Annotated in this window: 22 protein-coding genes; 9 read left to right on the top strand and 13 right to left on the bottom strand. The window is 59.1% G+C overall.

What is annotated here, in order from left to right:
- Window positions 1-100 precede the first annotated feature (100 nt).
- Window positions 101-757: a TrmH family RNA methyltransferase gene (locus LG294_RS01180; RefSeq protein ID WP_404291601.1), complete on the bottom strand. Its 657-nt coding sequence runs from the start codon at window positions 755-757 to the stop codon at window positions 101-103.
- 196 nt (window positions 758-953) lie between these two features.
- Here LG294_RS01180 and LG294_RS01175 point away from each other — a divergent pair, with 196 nt between their 5' ends.
- Window positions 954-1,745 (top strand): HAD-IIA family hydrolase, encoded by a 792-nt coding sequence (locus LG294_RS01175; RefSeq protein ID WP_404291599.1) that lies wholly within the window; start codon window positions 954-956, stop codon window positions 1,743-1,745.
- Between the two features lie 79 nt (window positions 1,746-1,824).
- On the opposite strand, the gene LG294_RS01170 is transcribed toward LG294_RS01175, so the two are convergent.
- The 5 genes from LG294_RS01170 to LG294_RS01150 form a co-directional block, all read right to left on the bottom strand.
- Window positions 1,825-2,355: a gluconokinase gene (locus tag LG294_RS01170; protein WP_404288725.1), complete on the bottom strand. Its 531-nt coding sequence runs from the start codon at window positions 2,353-2,355 to the stop codon at window positions 1,825-1,827.
- 23 nt (window positions 2,356-2,378) lie between these two features.
- On the bottom strand, window positions 2,379-3,608 hold the full coding sequence (gene manD, locus LG294_RS01165; protein WP_404288723.1) for a D-mannonate dehydratase ManD: 1,230 nt from the start codon (window positions 3,606-3,608) through the stop codon (window positions 2,379-2,381).
- 54 nt (window positions 3,609-3,662) lie between these two features.
- Window positions 3,663-5,057: a mannitol dehydrogenase family protein gene (locus LG294_RS01160; protein ID WP_404288721.1), complete on the bottom strand. Its 1,395-nt coding sequence runs from the start codon at window positions 5,055-5,057 to the stop codon at window positions 3,663-3,665.
- Complete coding sequence (gene uxaC, locus LG294_RS01155; protein ID WP_404288720.1) at window positions 5,054-6,460, bottom strand: glucuronate isomerase; 1,407 nt, start codon at window positions 6,458-6,460, stop codon at window positions 5,054-5,056. The genes LG294_RS01160 and uxaC overlap by 4 nt, the downstream gene beginning before the upstream one ends.
- Window positions 6,461-6,541: 81 nt before the next feature.
- A complete protein-coding gene (locus LG294_RS01150; RefSeq protein ID WP_404288718.1) occupies window positions 6,542-7,549 on the bottom strand; it encodes a LacI family DNA-binding transcriptional regulator in 1,008 nt (335 codons plus the stop codon).
- Between the two features lie 194 nt (window positions 7,550-7,743).
- Between LG294_RS01150 and LG294_RS01145 the strand changes: the two genes are divergently transcribed.
- From LG294_RS01145 to LG294_RS01130, 4 genes are all read left to right on the top strand, one after another.
- Window positions 7,744-8,754, top strand: a complete 1,011-nt coding sequence (locus LG294_RS01145; RefSeq protein ID WP_404288716.1) for a TRAP transporter substrate-binding protein — start codon at window positions 7,744-7,746, stop codon at window positions 8,752-8,754.
- 29 nt (window positions 8,755-8,783) lie between these two features.
- Entirely contained in the window at window positions 8,784-9,287 is a 504-nt protein-coding gene (locus LG294_RS01140) for a TRAP transporter small permease (RefSeq protein WP_404288714.1), read from the top strand.
- Between the two features lie 8 nt (window positions 9,288-9,295).
- Window positions 9,296-10,606 (top strand): TRAP transporter large permease, encoded by a 1,311-nt coding sequence (locus tag LG294_RS01135; RefSeq protein ID WP_404288712.1) that lies wholly within the window; start codon window positions 9,296-9,298, stop codon window positions 10,604-10,606.
- Between the two features lie 213 nt (window positions 10,607-10,819).
- Window positions 10,820-13,204 (top strand): glycoside hydrolase family 3 N-terminal domain-containing protein, encoded by a 2,385-nt coding sequence (locus tag LG294_RS01130; protein WP_404288710.1) that lies wholly within the window; start codon window positions 10,820-10,822, stop codon window positions 13,202-13,204.
- A 116-nt stretch (window positions 13,205-13,320) separates the two neighbouring features.
- Here the strand turns inward: LG294_RS01130 and pyrE are convergent, their stop codons facing one another.
- Complete coding sequence (gene pyrE, locus LG294_RS01125) at window positions 13,321-13,878, bottom strand: orotate phosphoribosyltransferase (protein ID WP_404288708.1); 558 nt, start codon at window positions 13,876-13,878, stop codon at window positions 13,321-13,323.
- Window positions 13,879-14,158: 280 nt separating this feature from the next.
- Here pyrE and LG294_RS01120 point away from each other — a divergent pair, with 280 nt between their 5' ends.
- Together LG294_RS01120 and nadE are read left to right on the top strand one after the other, a co-directional pair.
- Window positions 14,159-14,593, top strand: a complete 435-nt coding sequence (locus tag LG294_RS01120; protein WP_404288706.1) for a MarR family winged helix-turn-helix transcriptional regulator — start codon at window positions 14,159-14,161, stop codon at window positions 14,591-14,593.
- Window positions 14,594-14,686: 93 nt separating this feature from the next.
- Window positions 14,687-15,511, top strand: coding sequence for an ammonia-dependent NAD(+) synthetase (gene nadE / locus LG294_RS01115; protein WP_404288704.1), 825 nt, complete (start codon window positions 14,687-14,689; stop codon window positions 15,509-15,511).
- Between the two features lie 4 nt (window positions 15,512-15,515).
- Here nadE and LG294_RS01110 read toward each other — a convergent pair whose 3' ends face one another.
- From LG294_RS01110 to LG294_RS01095, 4 genes are all read right to left on the bottom strand, one after another.
- Window positions 15,516-15,815 carry a winged helix-turn-helix domain-containing protein gene (locus LG294_RS01110; RefSeq protein WP_404288702.1) on the bottom strand — a complete coding sequence of 100 codons (300 nt, stop codon included), beginning with the start codon at window positions 15,813-15,815 and terminating at the stop codon, window positions 15,516-15,518.
- Window positions 15,812-16,249: a hypothetical protein gene (locus LG294_RS01105; protein WP_404288700.1), complete on the bottom strand. Its 438-nt coding sequence runs from the start codon at window positions 16,247-16,249 to the stop codon at window positions 15,812-15,814. The genes LG294_RS01110 and LG294_RS01105 overlap by 4 nt, the downstream gene beginning before the upstream one ends.
- On the bottom strand, window positions 16,246-16,443 hold the full coding sequence (locus LG294_RS01100) for a hypothetical protein (protein WP_404288698.1): 198 nt from the start codon (window positions 16,441-16,443) through the stop codon (window positions 16,246-16,248). The genes LG294_RS01105 and LG294_RS01100 overlap by 4 nt, the downstream gene beginning before the upstream one ends.
- Before the next feature lie 125 nt (window positions 16,444-16,568).
- A complete protein-coding gene (locus tag LG294_RS01095; RefSeq protein WP_404288696.1) occupies window positions 16,569-17,711 on the bottom strand; it encodes an acyl-CoA dehydrogenase family protein in 1,143 nt (380 codons plus the stop codon).
- Window positions 17,712-17,782: 71 nt separating this feature from the next.
- Between LG294_RS01095 and LG294_RS01090 the strand changes: the two genes are divergently transcribed.
- Window positions 17,783-18,286, top strand: a complete 504-nt coding sequence (locus tag LG294_RS01090; protein WP_404291597.1) for a MarR family winged helix-turn-helix transcriptional regulator — start codon at window positions 17,783-17,785, stop codon at window positions 18,284-18,286.
- Here LG294_RS01090 and mmsB read toward each other — a convergent pair.
- On the bottom strand, window positions 18,281-19,177 hold the full coding sequence (gene mmsB, locus LG294_RS01085; RefSeq protein WP_404288694.1) for a 3-hydroxyisobutyrate dehydrogenase: 897 nt from the start codon (window positions 19,175-19,177) through the stop codon (window positions 18,281-18,283). The two genes, LG294_RS01090 and mmsB, sit on opposite strands and share 6 nt — an antisense overlap.
- Window positions 19,174-20,235 (bottom strand): 3-hydroxyisobutyryl-CoA hydrolase, encoded by a 1,062-nt coding sequence (locus LG294_RS01080; protein ID WP_404288692.1) that lies wholly within the window; start codon window positions 20,233-20,235, stop codon window positions 19,174-19,176. Before LG294_RS01080 ends, mmsB begins: the two co-directional genes overlap by 4 nt.
- Window positions 20,236-20,331: 96 nt before the next feature.
- Here LG294_RS01080 and LG294_RS01075 point away from each other — a divergent pair, with 96 nt between their 5' ends.
- A complete protein-coding gene (locus LG294_RS01075) occupies window positions 20,332-21,132 on the top strand; it encodes an exodeoxyribonuclease III (protein WP_404288690.1) in 801 nt (266 codons plus the stop codon).
- Window positions 21,133-21,134 lie beyond the last annotated feature (2 nt).

The raw sequence follows: 21,134 nt of genomic DNA, 5'->3' as shown, positions 1-21,134 counted from the left end.
ATCACGAATGTATAACCAAGGCTTAGCCTAAGCCGTATTCCGCAACTAATCCAGATGCTCGAATAAACTTTTGTCTAAAAGACAGATGTTTGTTCCTTTGTTAACTCACCCGTTGCCCAAAGACATGCCTGCGGATCCAAGCATGCATCGCTATACCGGCGGCCGAAGCTGCATTAATCGATCGAGTTGAGCCAAACTGCTCAATTGAAAGAGTATCTTTCGCTGCAGCGTGTACTTCCGGACTGAGACCAGGACCTTCTTGCCCGAACACCAGGACGCAGTTTCGTGGAAGTTCGTATGTCTCCAGGGGTACCGAATCAGGGAAAATATCAATCCCCAGGATTGTCAGCCCTTCCTCTTCCGCCCAGATCACGAATTCATCCACTGTGGCATGGTGGCGAACGTGTTGGTAACGATCGGTCACCATAGCGCCTCGGCGGTTCCAGCGCCGGCGTCCAATGATATGAACCTCTTTGGCCAGAAACGCATTTGCCGAACGCACCACGGTTCCGATGTTCATATCGTGTTGCCAGTTCTCAATGGCGATATGAAAATCGTGGCGGCGTTCGTCGAGATCGGCAATGATCGCGTCCATCAACCAATAGCGGTATTTGTCAGCGACGTTGCGCCGGTCGCCCTGGGCCAGCAGCTCGGGGTCAAAGTGCGCTTCGGTCGGCAGCTCACCTTCCCAGGGGCCAACGCCGATGATGTGTTGCGTTGCTGGATCTGCCGTAGGTTCTTCCGATTCTTCGTTCACCCTATAAGGGTAGTTGTTCTGCGAGGTGTCCACGTTCACGGCGCTCACGGCAATTGCTGTGTAGGCTTTTAGTATCAGGGAAGTTGATCAATGACGAAACGTCCCACCATCACTGCCCAAGGAGGAATAACACCTCGTGACGACATTAACTCGAGCTTCGCGCACCATCCACGACATCAAAACCTGGCTGACCGACATGGATGGCGTGCTTGTCCATGAAAATCAGGCTATTAAAGGTGCTGCCGAGCTGATTCAGTACTGGCGCGAGAACGACTTGCGATTCCTCGTGTTGACGAATAACTCGATCTACACCCCACGCGACCTGCGTGCGCGCCTGCTCGCCTCGGGCTTGGACGTCCCGGAGCAGAACATCTGGACCTCCGCCCTGGCCACGGCCGAGTTCCTGGCACGGCAGCGCCCCGGCGGACGCGCATTCGTTATCGGCGAGGCAGGTTTGACCACCGCCTTGCACGATGCCGGGTTCATCATGACCGATCAGAATCCGGATTATGTCGTACTCGGTGAGACCCGCACTTATTCCTTTGAAGCCATCACCAAGGCCATTCGTTTGATCGAGGGCGGGGCACGGTTTATCGCGACCAACCCGGATGCCACCGGGCCGTCGGCCGAGGGCCTGCTACCGGCCACCGGCGCAGTGGCGGCGCTGATCACGCGGGCAACCAACCGCGAGCCCTACGTGGTGGGGAAGCCAAATCCGATGATGTTCCGTTCGGCCCTGAACCGGATCGACGCGCATTCGGAAACCACCGCCATGATCGGCGACCGGATGGACACCGACATTATTGCTGGCATGGAAGCCGGTCTGTTAACCGCGCTGGTTCACACCGGTATTACCGCGGCCGGCGATGTTGACACCTTCCCGTTCCGCCCGGATCTGCAGTACCCATCAGTGGCGACCCTGCACAGCGAGCTGGAGGCCGAGAACCGCATGGAAACTGCCAAGGAATCGAAGCCGGCAAAGTCCTAGGCGGCGATTTAGCCTAAGGAACATAAATGGGAGCGGGATCCGAGAAAATTCTCGGACCCCGCTCCCACTTATTAGTGCTCTAGTCTCGTAGCTCCAGCCAAGCAACCGCGTCCTGGACCAACTCACCAGGTGGCAGCGCGATATCCAAAACGAGGCCGAATTCGTCAGCCTCCAATGGTTCGAGCGTAGCCAACTGCGACTGCAACAAGCCCACCGGCATAAAATGACCAGGCCTCGATCCCATGCGCTCGGTCAGCAGCTCCTCAGAGCCGTGCAGGTGGATAAACACGGTCCCTGGCGCCTGCGCTCGAATCAGGTCACGGTATTTTCGCTTCAGCGCCGAGCAAGCAATGATCATTGATTCGTTGCTAACCGCACCCAAACGATTGCCGACCTCGCGGAGCCACGGCTCTCGGTCCATATCGTCTAGAGGCTGCCCGGCAGCCATCTTGTCGATATTTGCCTGCGGGTGCAGTGAATCCCCATCAAGGAAACCAGCGTTCAGCTGTGCGCCGAGTAACTCGCCGACCGTGGATTTGCCGCAACCTGAAACGCCCATAACTATGATTCGGTTCAATGCGACCCCACTTTCGGACGTTTCCGTTTGCACAACGTTCTCCATGATTTTCTGGCTCACCAGTCGTGGACGGTGCCGTCGATGAGACGGTTGTAAGGCAGGTAGGCCTGCTGGTACGGGTAGGACAGGGCCGCTTCCTCGTTGAATTCGACGCCCAGGCCCGGCTTGTTGCCCGGGTGCAGGTAGCCGTCCTTGAAGGTCATGGACTGCTCGAACACCGTGTTGGTGGCGTCCGAGTGCTGCATGTACTCCTGGATGCCGTAGTTGTGGATCGCCAGGCCCACGTGCAGCTGGGCGGCGAAGCCCACCGGGGAGATGTCGGTCGGGCCGTGGAAGCCGGACTTGACCTGGTACTGGGCGGCGTAGTCCATGACCTTCTTCAGCGGCGAGATGCCGCCGAAGTGGGTGGAGGCGGCGCGCACGTAGTCGATGAGCTGTTCCTTGATCAAAGACTGGAAGTCGTAGATCGTGTTGAAGACCTCGCCGATGGCGATCGGGGTGGTGGTGTGCTGACGGACCAGGCGCAGCGCTTCCTGGTTCTCACCCGGGGTGCAATCCTCGAGCCAGAACAGGTCGTAGGGTTCCAGCGACTTGCCCAGCTTGGCGGCCTGGATCGGGGTCATGCGGTGGTGGCCGTCGTGCAGCAGCGGAATCTCGGGGCCGAATTCGTTGCGCACGGCCTCGAAGACGGTCGGCAGGTGGCGCAGGTAGGCGCGGGTGTCCCAGTCCTCTTCCTGCGGGAACGCGCCGCGGCCGGCGGGCTCGTAGTCATAGCGTTCGCCTGAGGCCTGGGTCTGGGCGGCAACGCCGTAGACGGCCTTGATGCCCGGCACCGCGGTCTGCACGCGGATGGACTTGTAGCCCAGTTCCAGGTGCTCGCGGATCGAGTCGAAGAGCTGCTCGGTGTCGGTGCCCGAGGCGTGGCCGTAGGCGCGCAGGCCGTTGCGCGAGGCGCCGCCCAGCAACTGGTAGACCGGCATGTTCGCGGCCTTGCCCTTGATATCCCATAGGGCCATGTCCACGGCGGCAATCGCGGCCATGGTGATCGGCCCGCGGCGCCAGTAGGAGGAGCGGTAGAGGAACTGCCAGGTGTCCTCGATGCGGTGCGCGTCCTTGCCGATGAGCAGCTGCGCGACGTGGTCCTTGAGGTAGGACGCGACGGCTAGCTCACGGCCGTTTACGGTTGCGTCACCGATGCCGACCAGGCCGGATTCGGTGGTGACCTTCAGGGTCACGAAGTTGCGTGACGGGCTGGTCACAAATACTTCTGCCTTGACGATTTTCATGGCAATCCTTTCGGGAAACGTGGGCTTCGATGCCCACGTGAGAGGTGGAGAAAATTAGCTGGTAAAACCGTTGCGTAGTTGGTGCACGCCATCTACTGCATGCTCTTCACCGGCGAGCTGTGCATCAAGCACCTTAAGCAACGCCATGGTCTGCTCCCGGGACTCTGGAGTATCAGCGAGGACCGTTTCCAGGGCCGAAGACTGCGCGTCTGACACTTCCACGCCCGCGGCATGCTGGGCGGTGAGCTGATCGCACCAGGCGGCGATGGGACGCAAGGCTGCGGTCCCGGCGCGTCCGGCGGCGCGTTCTGCCCGGTAGACGGGGATCGCACGGGCTGCCAGCTTCAGCGACCCGTCGATCCCGATCTGCGCCAGGTAGTGGGCGATACGCGGATTCGCAAAACGTGCGGCCAGCGCCCGGCGGTAGCCGGGGATATCCAGTCCCGGCTCCTTCAGGTGCGCCGCCGCAGCATCCCAAAACTCCTGGACCCACTGGTTGATCCGCTGGTCGGCGAGCGCCTGCGCAACGGTTTCGTGTCCACGAAGTTGTCCCGCGTAAGCCATGAGCGTGTGAGCACCGTTCAGCAACCACAGCTTGCGACGCTCGAAGGGTTCGAGATCATCAACGAATAAGGCGCCAGCTTTTTCCCAGGCGGGGCGTCCGGCAGGGAACTCTCCCTGTATCACCCATGAGGTGAACGGTTCGGTGACTACTGGGGACGCATCTTGAAAACCTGTTTCTGCGGCCACCGTGTCGCGGTCTGCCTCGGTGGTGCGTGGGGTAATCCGGTCAATGGAAGTGTCCACGAAGCTCACATTGGCGGTGATCCAGTCGGACAAGGCAGCATCAAGGCCGGTGGCGAAGCCGAGCACAGCGGCACGTGTGACCGCCCCGTTGCCAGGCAGATTGTCACAGGAGACGATCGCCAGCGCTTTACCGTGGGCCGCTTGGCGGGCCGCGAGCCCCAGCAAGATTCGGGCTGGTGCGGTACGTAATTCGCTAACCGGTTCGCCCGTGCCGAAGTGCTTAGCCAACGCCACTTGGTCATATTGGACATCCGGATCTTGGGTATCGAGCGCCGGCTGCCCGGCGACCGTGATGACCTTGTAACCGGCCTCGGTTATGGTCAGCGTAACGATTGCTGTTGAGTCACGGGCCAGCAAATCTCTCATCGCTTCGAGGTCGGAGGCCGCATAGGCGGCTGCGATCGATTCGATTGTTTCGAACCGGTCCCCCTCCGGACCGCGGGTGACCAGGGTGAACAGCCCGTCCTGAGCGTTGAGTGTTTGCGCGGCGGCGGCCGAGCGACCGGTGAAGGCGGCGATCCCCCAGCCATCGGCGGCCTGGGCGGTGTACCAAGCCTGATGGGCGCGGTGAAAGGCACCTAGCCCTAAATGCACGATACGGACATCGGGGCGCGGTGCACTGCGCTGCAATGCGACGCTCACAGTTTGAACGCCCGGCGAGGTGCGGCGTCCACTACGTCGACGATCAACTCGGCGGCGCGTTCCTCGCTTACGCGGTGCTCCGCAACCAAGCGGGCGAGGAAGGATGCCTCGATGCGCCGTGAGGCATCATGGCGAGCCGGAATCGAACAGAAGGCGCGGGTGTCATCGATGAAACCGGAAGAACGGGAGAATCCCGCGGTCTCGGTGACCGCGGAGCGGAAGCGCAGCATCGCGTCAGGTGCGTCGAGGAACCACCAAGGTGCCCCGATGTACACCGAGGGGTAGAACCCTGCCAGTGGTGCCAGCTCGCGGGAGAAAACTGTCTCGTCCATGGTGAATAGGATGAAGTTGAAGTCCGGTGCGGTGCCGAAGTCCTGCAGCACCGGGCGCACTGCTTCGGTGTAGCTGACCGGGAACGGGATGTCATGGCCGGTGTCGGCGCCGAATTTCTCGAAGCTCGGCAGGTGGTGGTTGCGGAATGAGCCAGGGTGCAGGGTCATGACCAGGCCGTCCTGGACTGACATGCGGGCGGACTCATACATCATGTGCGCTTCGAAGATGTCGCGGTCTTCGGCGGAGGCCTCGCCGCAGCGGGCCTTGACGAACAGTCGTTCGGCCTCTGCGCGGTCCAGCTTCAGGGTCCGCGGGGTCAGCACGCCGTGGTCTGCGGAAACCGCACCGTGCTTAATGAAGTAGTCGCGGCGGTTCTCCAGCGCCGCGAGGTATCCGGCGTAGCCGGAGGCACCATCACCGGCTTCACCGATGAGCTTATCCACGTTTTCCACCCAGTCCGGGTGGGCAATATTCAGGTAGGCATCGGGGCGGAAGGTCGGCAGAACTCGGCCTTCGAAGCTCTTGTCTGCCGCAATTTCCGCGTGGAATCTCAGGTCGTCCATCGGATCATCGGTGGTGGCCAGCACCTCGATATTAAAATCCTTGAAAAGCTGACGCGGGCGGAAGCTCGGCTCGTTCAATCGGCGCTGCAGGGACTCAAAGGTAGCGTCTGCGGTAGCCTCGGAAATTTCTTCACGCAGTTCAAACACATGCTCAAACTCGGAGCGAAGCCAGTAGCCCGACGCGGTGCCGTCAAACAACGGCCAAGCCTTGCAGAATTCGCGCCAGATGGAGCGTGCGTCAACGTCCGGGCTGGTGCCCAGCACCAGCCGGTCCATTGGGACGCCACTGGCGTGGATTAGTCGCTTCACGTAGTGATCTGGGGTAACTAACAGCGACGCCGGATCCGGGAATGGGGTATCGCTGGCCAGCATGGCCGGATCGACATGCCCGTGCGGGGAAATAATAGGCAGGTCTTGGACCAGTTCCAGGAGATTCCGTGCAATCGCACGCGTTCCTGGATCGGACGGGAGAAGCCGGTCTGGCGCGGCGGCAATCGATGAGGACATGGCAACATAGTTTCCAAAATGCATGACCTGCGTCAACAAGTTGCCATTTGTTGGCAACAACGATTGCCCGCCGGCAATTATTTAAGTTGCTGCGGGTCCCGTCGAATTGCGTACAGCTAACCTGGCGGGCAGCACCACCGGTTCGTTTGACCGCGATTTAGCTCCCGCCGCGAAGGCCAAAAGATTGTTCACCGCAGTGGCACCCTGCGAGTACAACGGTGTTTCCACCGTGGTCAACGCAGGAGTGACCAAAGCTGCACCATAACTATTATCAAACCCCACGACACTCACCTCGCCGGGAACTTGCACACGAGCCTGCCTCAGCCCGCGCATGAAACCGATGGCCATCTGATCGTTATAGGCAATGACCGCGCTGGTCCGGCGCTGCTGCCATTCGGCCACCAACGCCTCGCCCCCGCCAATGGTGGGTTTTGACGAGGTTGTGCGCCGCACCGATAGTCCCAGTTCGTTCGCCGCTCCGCGCAGCGAACGCCAGCGCATGCCGTCCACCCAGGAGGCCTCGGGGCCGGCCAAGTAGGTGATATTGCGGTGTCCCAGTTCGGCCAGGTGCTCGGCGGCGCGGCGGATCCCACGCGCATTGTCAGTGACCACGCTGGCCACGTCCTTGACCGCACGATTCATCACGACCATAGGTTTTTGCTTTGCCAGCATCCGAATCGCGGAGTCGGACATGCGCGAGCTGGAGAGCACGATGCCGTCTACCATCGGCAGGACACGTTCCAGTGCCTGGCGTTCACGAACCTCAGATTCCTGAGTGTGGGCAAGTAGGGTGATGTAGCCAGATTCCGTTGCGGCGGCCTCGGCCCCACGCACTATCTCCGCGTAGACCGGGTTTCTGATATCGGCAATCACCACAGCAATCATCGAGGTGTGCCGCCCCGCGGCTCGACTAAATCCGGGCATGTGGGCCGAGCGATAGCCGATATCCGTCGCCGCATCGAAGATGCGTTGTGCCGTTTGGTGGCTGACCCGACCAGGTCTAGCGAAGGCACGCGAAACCGTGGACGCGGAAACCCCGGCCGCCGCGGCCACGTCATAGATCGATGGTTGTTTTGGTAATTCTGTCATCTGGACCTCCAGAGATCAGTGTAAGCGTGACCCATGCAACTAGTGGCAACTTGTTGCAATGTGGCAACGGGATTTGGCTCTATGGAGTATGGCAAGGACCCGCCGCACTTGGTGGCGTGTCCCCATGCAAGTGAATCGGCCGGGGATCCGAGCCCTTACAGATGCCCACTCGCGGGCAGGAAATCAGGTAACACATGCGTTCCACTAAATTCTTGGGCCTCACCGGCGCCGCGGCAGTAATGACGCTGACCCTCGCGGCCTGTGGTGGTACCGATGCTTCAGGAGGTGGCGATTCAACGGAGCTTCGCCTCGCCCTGAACCAGACCGAAACCCACCCGTCCTACATTGCACTGGACAATATGGGACAGAACCTCGAAGACGCGACCGGCGGAAGTGTTTCCGTTGATGTCTACGCCAACGAGACCCTCGGCGCGCAGCAGGAAGCAATTCAGCTGGTCAGCGATGGCAGCGTGGATATGGCAGTCGTGTCCGGCACCCAATTGGAGAACCTGAACCCAGAGTTCCAGGTCTTCAACCTGCCAGGCGTCTTCGACAATGTTGAGCACCAGATGAGCGTGGTTGGAGACGACGCAATCGTTGGCGAGCTCTACGCCTCGCTGGAGGAGCAGAATCTGACCGTACTCGGTGGCTTCACCCAGGGCACCCGCAGCATCTACAACGCCAAGGCACCGATTAACACCCCTGAGGATATGCAGGGCATGAAGGTTCGCGTTCAGGAATCCGACGTGCAGCTGGACATGATCAAGGCCATGAAGGGCGCTCCAACTCCGATGGCGTTCGGCGAGGTCTACACCGCGTTGCAGTCCGGTGTGATCGATGCGGCCGAGAACAACGAGGTTTCCTACCTGACCCAGAAGCACTCCGAGGTTGCCAAGTACTTCTCCAACACCAACCATTTGGTGGGCCTGGACTACGTGGTAATCAACACCGACGCCTATGAGGCAATGTCCGAAGAGGACCGCACGGCATTCGACGAACAGTGGGATGCTGCGGTCACCGAGCACACCGCGCTGTGGACCACCGAAACCGAGAAGGCCCACACCGAACTCGAAGCTGCTGGCGTGGAATTCAACGACGTGGATGCCGAGGCTTTCCAGACGGCGCTGAAGCCACTTATCGAGAAGTACGTCAAGACCGACTCCGCCAAGAAGATCTACGACGCTGCACGCGCCGCGGCCAAGTAATCACCATTGGTTAACGGACAGGTAATCTCATGCAAGTAGTAAAGAAAAGCTTCGACAGAATCCTCGCGGTGGCCTGCGTCGTGTTGTTCGCGGTCCTCGTGGTCACGGTGGTCTGGCAGGTCTTCGCCCGCCAGGTCCTCAACAGCCCCAGCGCCTGGACTTCCGAGCTCGCGCAGTACCTGTTCGTTTGGCTCGGCCTGTTCGGCGCGGCGCTGGTCTTCGCCGAACGCGGACACATCGCGGTGGACTTCGTGGTGCGCAAGTTGCCCATAACCCTCGAAAAAGCGACGGCGCTCTTCGTCCAGCTTGCCATTGTGGCGTTTTCAGCATTGGTACTGGTCTGGGGCGGTTTCCGCGTAGCCGAGAAATCGTGGGGGCAGGCCCTGACCGGCCTGCCCGCCACGGTAGGCCCGCTGTATCTGGTCATGCCGATCACCGGCATCATCATCATTTTTTATGCGATCTACCATTCGCTTGCGGTTATCCGCGGCGATGAAGAGCCCATCGCAGACACCGAACCCGACGTCGTCTAGGAGGACCCGTGGAAACTGCACTACTCGCGGGGCTCATACTCCTCGTCGGAATCGTTGTACTCATTATTCTGTCGGTGCCCATCGCCGTCGCCATCGGACTCAGCTCGGTGGCCGCAATCATCGCGGTCCTAGGCTTCGACCGGGCCGTATTGACCACCTCGCAGCAGGTTTTCGCCGGAATTAATTCATTTACGCTGCTGGCCATACCGTTCTTCATCCTGGCCGGCGTGCTGATGAACAATGGCGGGATTGCAGGGCGGCTGATCGACGCCGCCAAGGTGCTGGTCGGCCGGATGCCCGGCTCCCTGGCGCAGACCAATACCGTGGCCAATGCGCTGTTCGGTTCGGTCAGCGGAGCGGCCGTCGCCTCGGCCGCAGCCGTGGGCACCGTCATGGGTCCACGGCAGAAGAAGGAAGGCTATGACCCCAACTTCTCCGCCGCGGTAAACATCGCTTCGGCGCCCTCGGGCATGCTGATCCCACCGAGCAATACCTTCATCGTCTACTCGCTGGTCAGCAGCACGTCGATTGCGGCCTTGTTCGTGGCAGGCTACGGTCCGGGCCTGGTCTGGATCCTCGCGTGCATGCTCGTGATCTACCTGTACTCGCGCAAGCACAAGGAGACACGCTCCACCGAACGCGTCACCTTCGCCGTCGCGATCCAGACTCTGGTCAAGGCCATACCTTCGCTGCTGATGATCGTGATCGTCATTGGCGGTATCCTCAGCGGCGTCTTCACCCCGACCGAGTCAGCAGCGATCGCCGTGGTCTACTGCCTAATCCTGGGATTCGTCTACAGAGCCATCAAGGTTCGCGATCTACCCGAGATTCTGCTTAACGCCACCAAGACCACCGCAATCGTAATGCTGTTGGTCGGCGTTTCCACGGCAATGTCCTGGCTGATGTCTTTCGCACGCATCCCGGATATGATTTCGGACGGATTACTGAGCCTGACCGAGAACCCGACGCTGATCCTGATCATGATGATGGTAATCCTGCTCTTGGTTGGCACCTTCATGGATCCAACCCCGGCAATCTTGATCTTCACTCCGATCTTCCTGCCGATCGTCATGGAGTTTGGAATCCACCCGGTGCACTTCGGCACGATGATCGTTTTCAACCTTTGCGTTGGAACGATCACCCCTCCGGTGGGCAATGTGCTCTTCGTGGGCGCCCGGGTTGCCGGCTTGAGAATTGAACCGGTCATCCAGAAATTGATGCCGTTCCTATTCGCACTTATCGCGGGGCTTTTCCTCGTGGTTTTCATTCCGGAGCTTAGCCTCTGGCTGCCAACCCAGTTGGACTTGATCGCGCCGTAAGCATCACTGGCTTTACCTCAATCCCCCGCAGGCCTTTGGCTTGTGGGGGATTTTTGGTACTGGTGCACTTAAAGGCACTTTCCTGCAACGGGGCAATTTGTGGCAACCACTTCGGACTTCACTATGCGCCAAGTCACAGTGGAAGATAACTTGGAACCTCGGCGTAGCCCAGGGAATCCAAACATCATTCGCAACTCAGCAATGGAGACACCGATGTCCCGAAAAAATTCACAGCACGCGATGCGTAGTCGTGTCGCTGCGGCAATAGTTATTCCCCTGGCGCTTTCGTTGGCTGTTCCGGCCGCCGGTGCCGTACAAAGCCACCGTAATGAAGCGACTGCCACAGAGCGTGCGACGGCGGAGAATTCCAATGAGGGAAACCACGGCAAGCCGCCAACGCTTGAAGCGCGGGTGAAGGACACCATCAAGCACAAGGGCCGCATATTCAAGGACCTGAACGATAACGGCAAGCTCGATACCTATGAAGACTGGCGCAAGCCAGCCGAGGAACGTGCTGCGGATCTAGTCTCGCAAATGACTTTGGACGAAAAGTCCGGCCTGATGCTGATTGATACACTGAACGCCGCCTGCGATGTCGAAACGCAAACTCGCGGCACGCTGGATCCAAAGGCAACCGACTACGTGAACAATCAAATGATGCACCGCTTTGTCTTCCGCAACACGGTGACGAGCGAAGACAAAGCAGTCTGCGGCGACGCCGTAGGCGGCTTCCAGGCCAGCACCTCGCTGACCCCGCAGGAAGCGGCCAAATACATGAACAGTGTCCAGGAGCTCGGCGAGGGAACTCGCCTGGGAATCCCGATGCTTTTCAAGTCCAATGCGCGCAACCACATCGACCCGAATGCTCGTGCAGGCATTAACGAGTCGGCTGGCGCCTTCACCGCGTTCCCCAAGGAGGCAGGCCTTGCGGCCGCCGCACTGGGTGAGCAAGCAGTGCGCACCGGAGAAACACCGGCCACCGGAGACATGTCCATCATCGATGACTTCACCGGCGTCATGGGTGAGGAATGGGCCTCCATCGGACTACGCGGGATGTACGGCTACATGGCCGATCTGTCCACCGAGCCGCGCTGGTACCGTGCCCATGAAACCTTCACCGAGGACGCGGACCTCAACTCGAACATCATGACCTCGCTCGTCGAAGGCCTGCAGGGGCCACTGGACAAGGACGACGTCTCATTGAGCCCGGATAGCCCGGTAGCGCTGACCATGAAGCATTTCCCGGGCGGCGGGCCACAGGAGCTAGGCTTGGATGCGCACTATTCCTTCGGCAAGACGCAGGTCTACCCGGGTGACGGCTTCGGCTACCACCTTCAGCCGTTCGAGGCAGCCATCAATGCGGGCGTCTCTTCGATCATGCCCTACTACGGTGCCCCGGTAGAGGTCACCTACAACGGAGTCGAATACGATTCCACCGGCATGGCCTTCTCAAACCAGATCGTCAACGACCTGCTGCGCGACGAGTTGGGCTTCGCCGGATACGTCAACTCGGATACCGGCATCATCAACGATCGTGCTTGGGGCCTGGAAGACAAGAGCGTCCCGGAGCGTGTCGCTGCTGCCGTCAATGGCGGAACTGACACCCTTTCCGGTTTCCACGACGTCAAGACCATCACCGATCTGGTCGACTCGGGACTGCTCACCGAAGAACGCATCGATCTGGCAGCCACTCGCCTAACTACCCCGATGTTCCAGATGGGCCTGTTCGAGAACCCGTACGTTGAGGTTGAAACCGCCGGCGAGATTGTTGGCAGCGAAGCGAACCGCGAGGTGGGTCTGGACTTGCAACGCAAGTCAGCCGTCTTGCTGCAGAACAAGGAAAGCTCAGACGGAGACAAAGTCCTTCCGTTGAAGCCGAGCTCGGATGTCTACATCCTGGGTGACTTCACCGAGGAAAAAGTCGCCAGCTACGGTTACAACGTCACCAACGGCAACACCGAAGATCCGGCCGCACGTCCGAGCGCCGAAGATAGCGACTATGCGCTGATCTCGGTGACCGTGAACAACAAGAACACCGATACCTACAAGTCAGACGATCCAGAGTTGGGGATGAACGCGGAACACATCAGCCCGATCGTCATGGATGGCGTGGCCGGGCTGGACGGCAAGAGCCCGTTCGGCGCTGCTGACGCGTGTGTCACCCAGGGCGCATCATCGTGCACCGATGACGGACTACGCTTTGGCGGATCGCTGCCATGGGAATCCAGTGTCCTTGATTTCAGCGGCATGGCCGAATCGGAGTCGTGGGAAATCAGTCCCTCGCTTGACACCATTAAAAAGGTCATGAGCGAGGTCGATGACCCGAGCAAGGTTGTCATGCACGTGTACTTCCGCCAGCCATTCGTCATGGATGAAGCCAGCGGGATGCGAGATGCGGGCGCCATCGTGGCAGGGTTCGGCATGAGCGACACCGCACTGATGGACGTGCTTTCAGGAAAGGTAGCTCCGCAGGGTCGCATGCCGTTCGCGTTGGCCGGAACCTCCGAGGCCATCCGAGAGCAGTACAGCGATCTGCCAGGTTATGAGGAGACTACCGATGGGGAGCTTTACCCCTTCGGATACGGTCTGACTTACTAAGCAGCCTGAGCCTTTCGGCCCAAGTGAAATTGGCCCTGCTGGATGGACGCAAAGTCCACCCAACAGGGCCAATCGCTGTTGATGGCTGCATCAACATTGAATTCTTCGGCTAAGGCTTAGAGTCCCAGCTCGGTCTTGCCGTAGGCGAACAGGTATGGAACTCCGGCCTCGGCTTCGATGCGTTCTTTCGCCCCGGTATCGCGATCAACAATCACTGCGACAGCAATGACGTTGCCGCCAGCTTTGCGCACACCCTCGACCGCGGTCAAAGCAGAGCCACCGGTAGTTGAGGTATCTTCCAGAACGATTACGTCTCTGCCCTCGACGCTTGGGCCTTCGACCTGGCGGCCCATTCCATAGGACTTCTGTGCCTTGCGCACTACGAATGCATCAAGGGAACGGCCCTGGGTTCGCGCAGTATGCATGATTGCAGTGCCCACTGGGTCCGCACCCATGGTCAAACCGCCAACATTTGTGAATTCAAGCTTTGCCTCGTCCAGCAGGTCGAGCATTACCTCACCGATAAGTCCGGAAGCCTCCTGCTGCAAGGAAACCCGGCGCAGATCGATATAGTAATCGGCTTCCTTGCCGGAGGAAAGAGTGACCTTGCCACGCACGATGGCAAGTTCTTGGATCAGTTCTTTAAGCCGCTCACGGGCGCTGGTTTCGCTCATAGTCACAATTCTAGTCGCCACAACCGAGTGGCCGTTGCAAGGAATGCCCTGTATGACAGCTATTTCTCGGTGCAATCCAGCCCCAAGACGCGGTACGCCGGGAACAGTCCCTTGCAGCCGTGCATCGCTACCTGATGATGCCACGCGTCCTGGCGCTGCCAGATTGCCAAGGGCGCTGCGCGACCGCCCGGCATCGGATCGGTGGAACCGCGATTGAGCTGGCCGTACTTGTTTAAAATAGCCCCTAGCCCCAGCCGTAACTCCCGGCTAGGGTGGGATCATGAATGCGACTCGCCCCTTGGGTTTCTGGTTGAAATTGGTAGATTCGCTGATCGACGAGCAGTTTGCAGCGACCTTGGAAGAACACGGTGTTACGCGCCGGCAATGGCAGGTGCTGAACCTGCTCGAGCAGAATCCTGCCTCGGAAGCCGAGCTCACCACGGGCCTCTCACCATTTTTTGCCTCGCCCGATGAACCTCAGTCCGTCACCGAACACCTGGCAGAACTCGTCGAATCCGGGTGGATCTCGCGCCAAGGCGCTGAGTACCTGATCACCGAACGCGGACATGCGTCCCTGGTGAAGCTCAGCGAACTGGTTGAACGAATCCGTGCCCAGTGCGGCGAGGGGCTCACCCCGGAGGCATATTCCACCACGGTGAGTTCCCTGGAACAGATGGCCAAGAACTTTGGCTGGGCCGAGGCTGAAACCGAGTAGCTTGCCAGGTGGAATGTTGAAAACAGATTAACTTTCCGCCCCGAACACCGGTATTTAGCCACTGCACCCATTCTCATGCCTAGTATTGGATGCATGCGCGAACTGCAAGCAGAGATCATCGAAGAACTTGGCGTCAAGCCACAAATCATTCCGGCACAGGAGATCCAACGACGCGTGGGGTTCCTGAAGGACTACCTCGGCGCGACCGGAGCCAAGGGTTTCGTGCTGGGAATTTCCGGCGGCATTGATTCCACCTTGGCCGGCAGGCTTGCGCAACTAGCGGTCCAAGAGGTCCGCAACGCCGGCGGTGAGGCGCACTTTGTCGCGGTCCGCCTGCCCCATGGGGTGCAGAGCGATGCCGAAGACGCGGCGAAGGCCATGGCGTTTATTGGCGCCGACGAGGAGTTCGAAGTAAATATCGAAAAGCCTGTCAAGGCTCTGGATGAAGCGCTGGACAGCGCAGGCCACCCACGCATCAGCGACTTCAACCGCGGTAACGCGAAGGCCCGGATGCGCATGATCGTGCAATACGCCATGGCCGGCGATCGCCGCATGCTGGTCCTCGGAACCGATCATGCAGCCGAATCGGTCACCGGATTCTTCACCAAGTTCGGAGATGGTGGCGCCGACCTTTTGCCTCTCGCCGGGTTGAACAAACGCCAGAACCAGGCCTTGCTGCGAGAATTGGGCGCTCCAGAGCTCCTCTGGGCCAAGGAGCCAACTGCGGATCTATTGGACGGCCAGCCGCAGCGGACAGACGAGGACGAGCTGGGGCTGAGCTACTCGCAGATTGATGACTACCTCGAAGGCCGGGAAGTCGATGCTGCCGCAGCCAAGTCCATCGAATCCCGCTTCATCGCTTCACGCCATAAGCGTACGGTTCCCGCAACCTACCTCGATACCTGGTGGCGCAGCTAGCGGTTTATAGACCGCTTGTAATCGTGCGCAACGCCTGAATATGTTCATTGAGACTGCTGCGTCCATGCTCAGAGAGCTTCACCCAGGTTCGTGGCCGCTTTCCAACGAATCCTTTGCGCACATTCAGGTAGTTCTTGGCCTCGAGTGCCGAGATGTGACGAGAGAGAACCGAGTCAGACACCCCGAGGGTTTCGCGCAGGGTTTTGAAGTCAATCTCATCAACTCCCTGCAGCGCTGCCATCAATGACAGTCGAACCGGGTTGGTGAAGTCGTCATTCATCTGGTTTCGTGGATGTTTGCTCATCGTGCCAACATCCTGAATCCGCCGATCAGCAGCGGCAGGGCGACTGCAAGACCGAGCAGCACGGTGGCGATAAATGGCATTGGGGTGGTAATTAGCGTCAGCGTCAACGCATAGATCCCTATGCTTAAGAACAGGCTCAACAGGTACTTTTTACTAAAGCCGTGGGGCAGCACCCGGCGTACCTTGAGATACCCCAGGCTCAGCCCAATCATTGCTAGCACCGCCGCCCCGGTGAGCACAAAGAATGCGGGTAGGCCTTGCTCTGGACTGAAAATGTGAAGCAAGGAGTGCAGCGCACCAAGCACAACCCCGAGCATGATGCAGGTCAGGCCTAGCTGCCGAGCACCGCGCGCAGTTACTGAAGTCATTGAACGTTGTGCATTTTCCAGCGCAGTGAGCTGGTCGCCCGGAGTGAATTCTGGTTCGCGGATCATGAGGCGACCTTCCGAGAATTTTTCTGGTGCTGGTGATAGGAACTAATCGACGCCCCGATGGCGGCGAAGCCGGAGATCCCCGCGATGACCATAGCTGGAGCGTCTTTCAGGAAGCCAGCCAGCGCAAGCGTCAGGCACAACGCCACCAAGGTGATCTGTGCGGCGACGAACCAGAATTTCATTGAAGTGAACATCTTGTTTCTCCTTGCGTAGGTGCGGCGTGCCGATGAACATAGCCTAACAAGTACTTTCTGCTTTGGAAAGTACTTTCAACAAAGTAGTTCAGTGGCAACCGGCCGCCTACGCACGGGAATGGCTTCTAGACGAAAGCACTCACTCCGGTCAGCGCTCGTCCAACGATCAAGGAATTAATCTCATAGGTGCCCTCGTAAGTGTGAAGGATTTCAACATCACAAAAGAATTTAGCCATCTCATGGTCGGTCACCACGCCATTTCCACCAAGCAGTGCACGGCCCAATGAGACCGCTTGGCGCGCGAGCCTCGTGGCCGTGGATTTGGCCAGCGCCGCATCAACCATTTCCAGTTCGCCGCGTTCTTGCTTGCGCGCAATGTCCATCATCATCGACAGGCAAGCAGTTGCGTTGCCGGCGATCTCCGCCAAGGATTGCTGCACCAGCTGAAAGGCCGCAATGGGTTGGCCAAATTGCTGACGCTCCTTGGCGTAGGCGGTACAGATATCTAGGGTTGCCACCATCGCGCCGACCGCTTGCCACCCAACCCAGGCGCGAGACTGCATGAGCAGCGCATTCGCCGAAGCGAAGTCGACCGCTCCAGGGAGCTTATTCTTCAAGGGAATGCGGACATTCTCCATAGAAATATCCGCATTCTGCATAATGCGCAGGCCGATCTTATTTTCGATCTTGGTTGCGCTGTAGCCTGGGCGGTCGCTTTCGACCAGAAAGGCACCCACCTCGCCACTCTCGGGACACTTTGCCCAAATTAACGCAAAATCAGCGATGGTTCCCATGCCGATCCAACGCTTGGCACCGTTGATCACGTATTCGTCACCCTCGCGGTTCACTGTGGTGTGAATACCTCCAGCAATATCCGAACCATGGTCGGGCTCGGTCAAGGCAAAGGCGCCAAAAGCTTGGAACTTAGTGAGCTTTGGAAGCCAGGATTCACGTTGCTCATCTGACCCGAGCGCATCGATCATACCCACAATGAGCTCATTATGAATGCCGACAATAGATGAAAGGGATACGTCGGATCTCGCGATCTCCGCGTGGAGCAATCCGCGCAGCAGATGCGAGGATCCATCTAATTGGATTCCCGCCAGGCCGGCATCTGCCAACTCCTGAACGAGCCCTGGGGGAAATTCCTCTCGATTCCAGAATTCAATCGATTGCCGGCGGATGCGTGTCTGCAAGAATTCACGCACCTGCTCTAGTCGTGTCCGATCGGCCTCGTGCAGTTGGTGTGCCACACCCAATAGGTCCATCCGATTTCTCCTTCCAAACCCTTGGAAGTCCAAGTATATTGTTGGACTAAGACTTCCATAGGGGGTAAATGTTGAATTCTCCATTGCCGCGCGATCCGATTGCTGAGGCCCGCGAACAGTGGGTTGCCCATGGCTGGGCATCCGAAGCCAACGCCATGGCCGCAATCACCGCGGTGATGCGCACCGCGTCGATTTTCCTGCAGCGAGCCGATGCGATTCTCAAACCGCACGGGCTCACCTTTGCGCGTTTCGAAGTGCTCGCCTTGCTTGGGTTCTCCAAACGCGGTTCGCTCCCCATGAGCCACGCAAGTGAGCTGCTACAAGTTCATGCAACGAGCTTGACCAATTCGGTGGACCGGCTAGAAGCCACCGGTCTGGTGCAACGTGTTGCGCACCCTACCGATGGGCGAACCAGACTCCTGGAGCTCACGACCCAAGGCCTGGAGGTGCTTGATGCCGCCCGGACTGATTTGAACGAACTGCTCTTCGCTCAGAGCGACTTGGAAGCCAAAGACGCGACAGATATTTTCGAGATTCTCGCCCGTTTCCGCCGCGCCTCGGGCGACTTCCTATAGCGAACCGTCTCTAACCGCATTGATGACACCGGAAAAATCGGTGCCTGCATTTCCCTCATCGCTAAACTTTCGATACAGCGCTGCAGCAAGGCTGCCTAGCTGCGCGTCGGTCTGCGTATGCTCCAAAGCGCTGGAGGCTAATCCCAAATCCTTGGCCATTAACGCAGCAGCGAACCCAGGCTGATAATCTCGATTGGCCGGTGAAGAAGGGACCGGGCCAGGGACCGGACAATTTGTCGTCACCGCCCAGCATTGCCCCGAAGCCGAGGAAATCACGTCGAACAAGGCTTGATGCTCTAGGCCTAGACGCTCGCCCAGGACAAAGGCTTCCGCGGCGCCAAGCATGGAGATGCCCAAAAGCATATTGTTGCAAACCTTGGCGGCTTGCCCTGCCCCATGCCCACCGCAATGCACGATTCGCTTGCCCATGACTTCGAGCACTGGGTTGATCTGCGCTAAATCGGATTCATCAGCACCGAGCATAAACGTCAAGGTTCCGGCTTCTGCACCGACTACACCACCGGAAACTGGCGCGTCGGCACTTCGATGGCCAGCCGCCACCGCGAGCTGGGCGGCCTCGCGCGCTTGCGCGACATCGATGGTCGAGCACTCCAAGAACAGGGTGTTCATCTTGGCAGCCTCAAGTAGGTAGTCCCCGTAGGCATCCAATACATGCTGTCCGGTAGGAAACATGGTTAGCACGATATCCACGCCGCTCGCGGCTTCGGCGCCAGTTGCCACAGTTTCGATGCCGGCCGCAGCGGCTGCTTCGAGAGCCGCAGGCACTACGTCAAAAGCCTTGAGGCGATACCCCGCACGGTGCAAGTTGATGGCCATGGGAAGCCCCATATGACCCAAGCCCAAGAATCCAACGATTGGTTTTTCGCTCATCTTCCACTCTTTTCTCGTAACCCCTGCTCCAACAGTGCAAAGTTCAATTCCGCTCCCGGTAACGGTGCAAAATGCCGTGCCGTTCGCTGCTCACGCGTCAAGTCACCAACGCGCTCGTGCCACTGCGGGTTGCGATCCTTGTCAATCACCGCTGCTCGGATTCCTTCGGCGAAGTCTGGGTCATCCAGTCGGTTAACTGCCACCCTGAATTCGCGGCGGAGATCCTCGCGCAGGTCCATTCCAGCACTTGCCAACAGTTCATCGACGAGCCGCACCGAGCTAGGGCAGGCAGCCCGGAGCGCCTTGGCCGCCAAGCTTGCCTGAGCAGCTTCGCAAGAGTCAAGCGCGGCGAGAATCGCCGGAACGCTCGGCTCGGCGAAGGCTTGAACCCAATCGGCGTCCAGCATCCCTTGTGCGGGAGTATTCGTAAATCGCGGAATCACCTGCTCGGCTTCGTCCGTTTCCAGTTCGGTCAGAAGTTGCGGCAAGTTCGCCTGCACCACGTAGCTGTCGGCCAGTCCCAAGGTGATGGTGTCTGCCGCCTGGAATTTCATCCCGGTTAATGCCGCTAGACGCCCAGCAGCTTGCGCACCCTTTGACAGCAGGTGGGTGCCTCCCACGTCTGGGAAGAAACCGATTCCAACCTCCGGCATGCCGCAACGGCTGGCCTCGGTCACAACTCGATGACTGCCGTGCGCGGAAACTCCAATGCCGCCGCCAAGCACTATCCCGTCCATCAGCGCCACGAACGGTTTCGGATACTCGTCAATGAGTACATTAAGTTGATATTCGATACGCCAGAACTCCTCGGTGGAGCCATCGCGATCCAAAATATCCCGGTAAATGGCCACGATATCGCCACCTGCGCACAGGCCGCGCTCCCCTGCGCCGGTGATAGCAACCTGCCGCACCGCCGGGTCGTCGCGCCATTCAAGCAACGCGTAGAGCATGTCCCGGCACATTTGCGTGGTGAGCGCATTGAGCGCTGCTGGTCGATTGAGAGTGATGAGTCCCAAATGGCCCCGGCGTTCGGTCAGAATGTCGGTCAAAATACCCACCCCTCGGTGATCGCTGTCACAGTTCATTCTCGAATATACTCGGACTTCCAAGTAAATTGAAGTGGCGCATGACAGCAAACTTGATAGGTTGAACTAGTGAAGATTGCGACCTGGAATGTGAACTCCCTGCGCGCTCGGGCTGACCGCGTCGAAGACTGGCTGCGCCGTACCGACGTTGATGTCCTGGCTATTCAGGAAACAAAATGCAAAGACGATAATTTCCCCTGGGAACTTTTCGAAAATAACGACTACGAGGTGGCGCACTTTGGCGTCAACCAGTGGAACGGCGTGGCAATAGCCTCCCGCGTTGGACTGGACGACGTTCAGCGCACGTTCCCGAATCAGCCGGAATTCGGCAAGGGCGGAAAAGACCCGATCCAAGAACCACGAGCCATCGCCGCCACGTGCGGCGGGGTGCGAATCTGGAGCCTCTACGTGCCAAACGGCCGAGCCTTAGATGATGAGCACATGGGCTACAAGCTCAACTGGCTGGACGAATTGAAAAAAAGTTCGGTTCAATGGCTGGCGGCAGATCCGCAAGCCCAAATTGCGCTGCTCGGCGACTGGAATATCGCTCCGAAAGACGAGGACGTCTGGGACATTCAGTTTTTCTTGGATAACCAGCTCACCCACGTCTCAGCACCCGAACGCGCCGCCTTCAGTGCTTTTGAAGACGCCGGCTTCACGGACGTAGTTCGCCCGCATACCGAAGGCGCCTACACCTACTGGGATTACACGCAGTTACGTTTCCCAAAAGGTGAGGGCATGCGCATCGATTTCGCGCTGACCTCTCCCGCTCTGACCGAACGAGTTACCACCGCGAGCATCGACCGCGAAGAACGCAAGGGCAAGGGCGCTAGCGACCATGCGCCGGTCATCGTGGAGTTGAACGACTAACC

This window comes from Glutamicibacter arilaitensis, assembly GCF_044793945.1.
GTDB classification, from domain to species: domain Bacteria; phylum Actinomycetota; class Actinomycetes; order Actinomycetales; family Micrococcaceae; genus Glutamicibacter; species Glutamicibacter arilaitensis_B.
This window is presented reverse-complemented; position numbering and strand designations above follow the sequence as displayed.

Bases quoted from the DNA above. Each gene is read 5' to 3' on its own strand.
- LG294_RS01175 (WP_404291599.1), top strand. From the start codon at position 954: ATGGATGGCGTGCTTGTCCATGAAAATCAGGCTATTAAAGGTGCTGCC.
- manD (WP_404288723.1), bottom strand. From the start codon at position 3,608: ATGAAAATCGTCAAGGCAGAAGTATTTGTGACCAGCCCGTCACGCAAC.
- uxaC (WP_404288720.1), bottom strand. From the start codon at position 6,460: ATGTCCTCATCGATTGCCGCCGCGCCAGACCGGCTTCTCCCGTCCGAT.
- LG294_RS01150 (WP_404288718.1), bottom strand. From the start codon at position 7,549: ATGACAGAATTACCAAAACAACCATCGATCTATGACGTGGCCGCGGCG.
- LG294_RS01145 (WP_404288716.1), top strand. From the start codon at position 7,744: ATGCGTTCCACTAAATTCTTGGGCCTCACCGGCGCCGCGGCAGTAATG.
- LG294_RS01140 (WP_404288714.1), top strand. From the start codon at position 8,784: ATGCAAGTAGTAAAGAAAAGCTTCGACAGAATCCTCGCGGTGGCCTGC.
- LG294_RS01130 (WP_404288710.1), top strand. From the start codon at position 10,820: ATGTCCCGAAAAAATTCACAGCACGCGATGCGTAGTCGTGTCGCTGCG.
- pyrE (WP_404288708.1), bottom strand. From the start codon at position 13,878: ATGAGCGAAACCAGCGCCCGTGAGCGGCTTAAAGAACTGATCCAAGAA.
- LG294_RS01120 (WP_404288706.1), top strand. From the start codon at position 14,159: ATGAATGCGACTCGCCCCTTGGGTTTCTGGTTGAAATTGGTAGATTCG.
- nadE (WP_404288704.1), top strand. From the start codon at position 14,687: ATGCGCGAACTGCAAGCAGAGATCATCGAAGAACTTGGCGTCAAGCCA.
- LG294_RS01110 (WP_404288702.1), bottom strand. From the start codon at position 15,815: ATGAGCAAACATCCACGAAACCAGATGAATGACGACTTCACCAACCCG.
- LG294_RS01105 (WP_404288700.1), bottom strand. From the start codon at position 16,249: ATGATCCGCGAACCAGAATTCACTCCGGGCGACCAGCTCACTGCGCTG.
- LG294_RS01100 (WP_404288698.1), bottom strand. From the start codon at position 16,443: ATGTTCACTTCAATGAAATTCTGGTTCGTCGCCGCACAGATCACCTTG.
- LG294_RS01095 (WP_404288696.1), bottom strand. From the start codon at position 17,711: ATGGACCTATTGGGTGTGGCACACCAACTGCACGAGGCCGATCGGACA.
- mmsB (WP_404288694.1), bottom strand. From the start codon at position 19,177: ATGAGCGAAAAACCAATCGTTGGATTCTTGGGCTTGGGTCATATGGGG.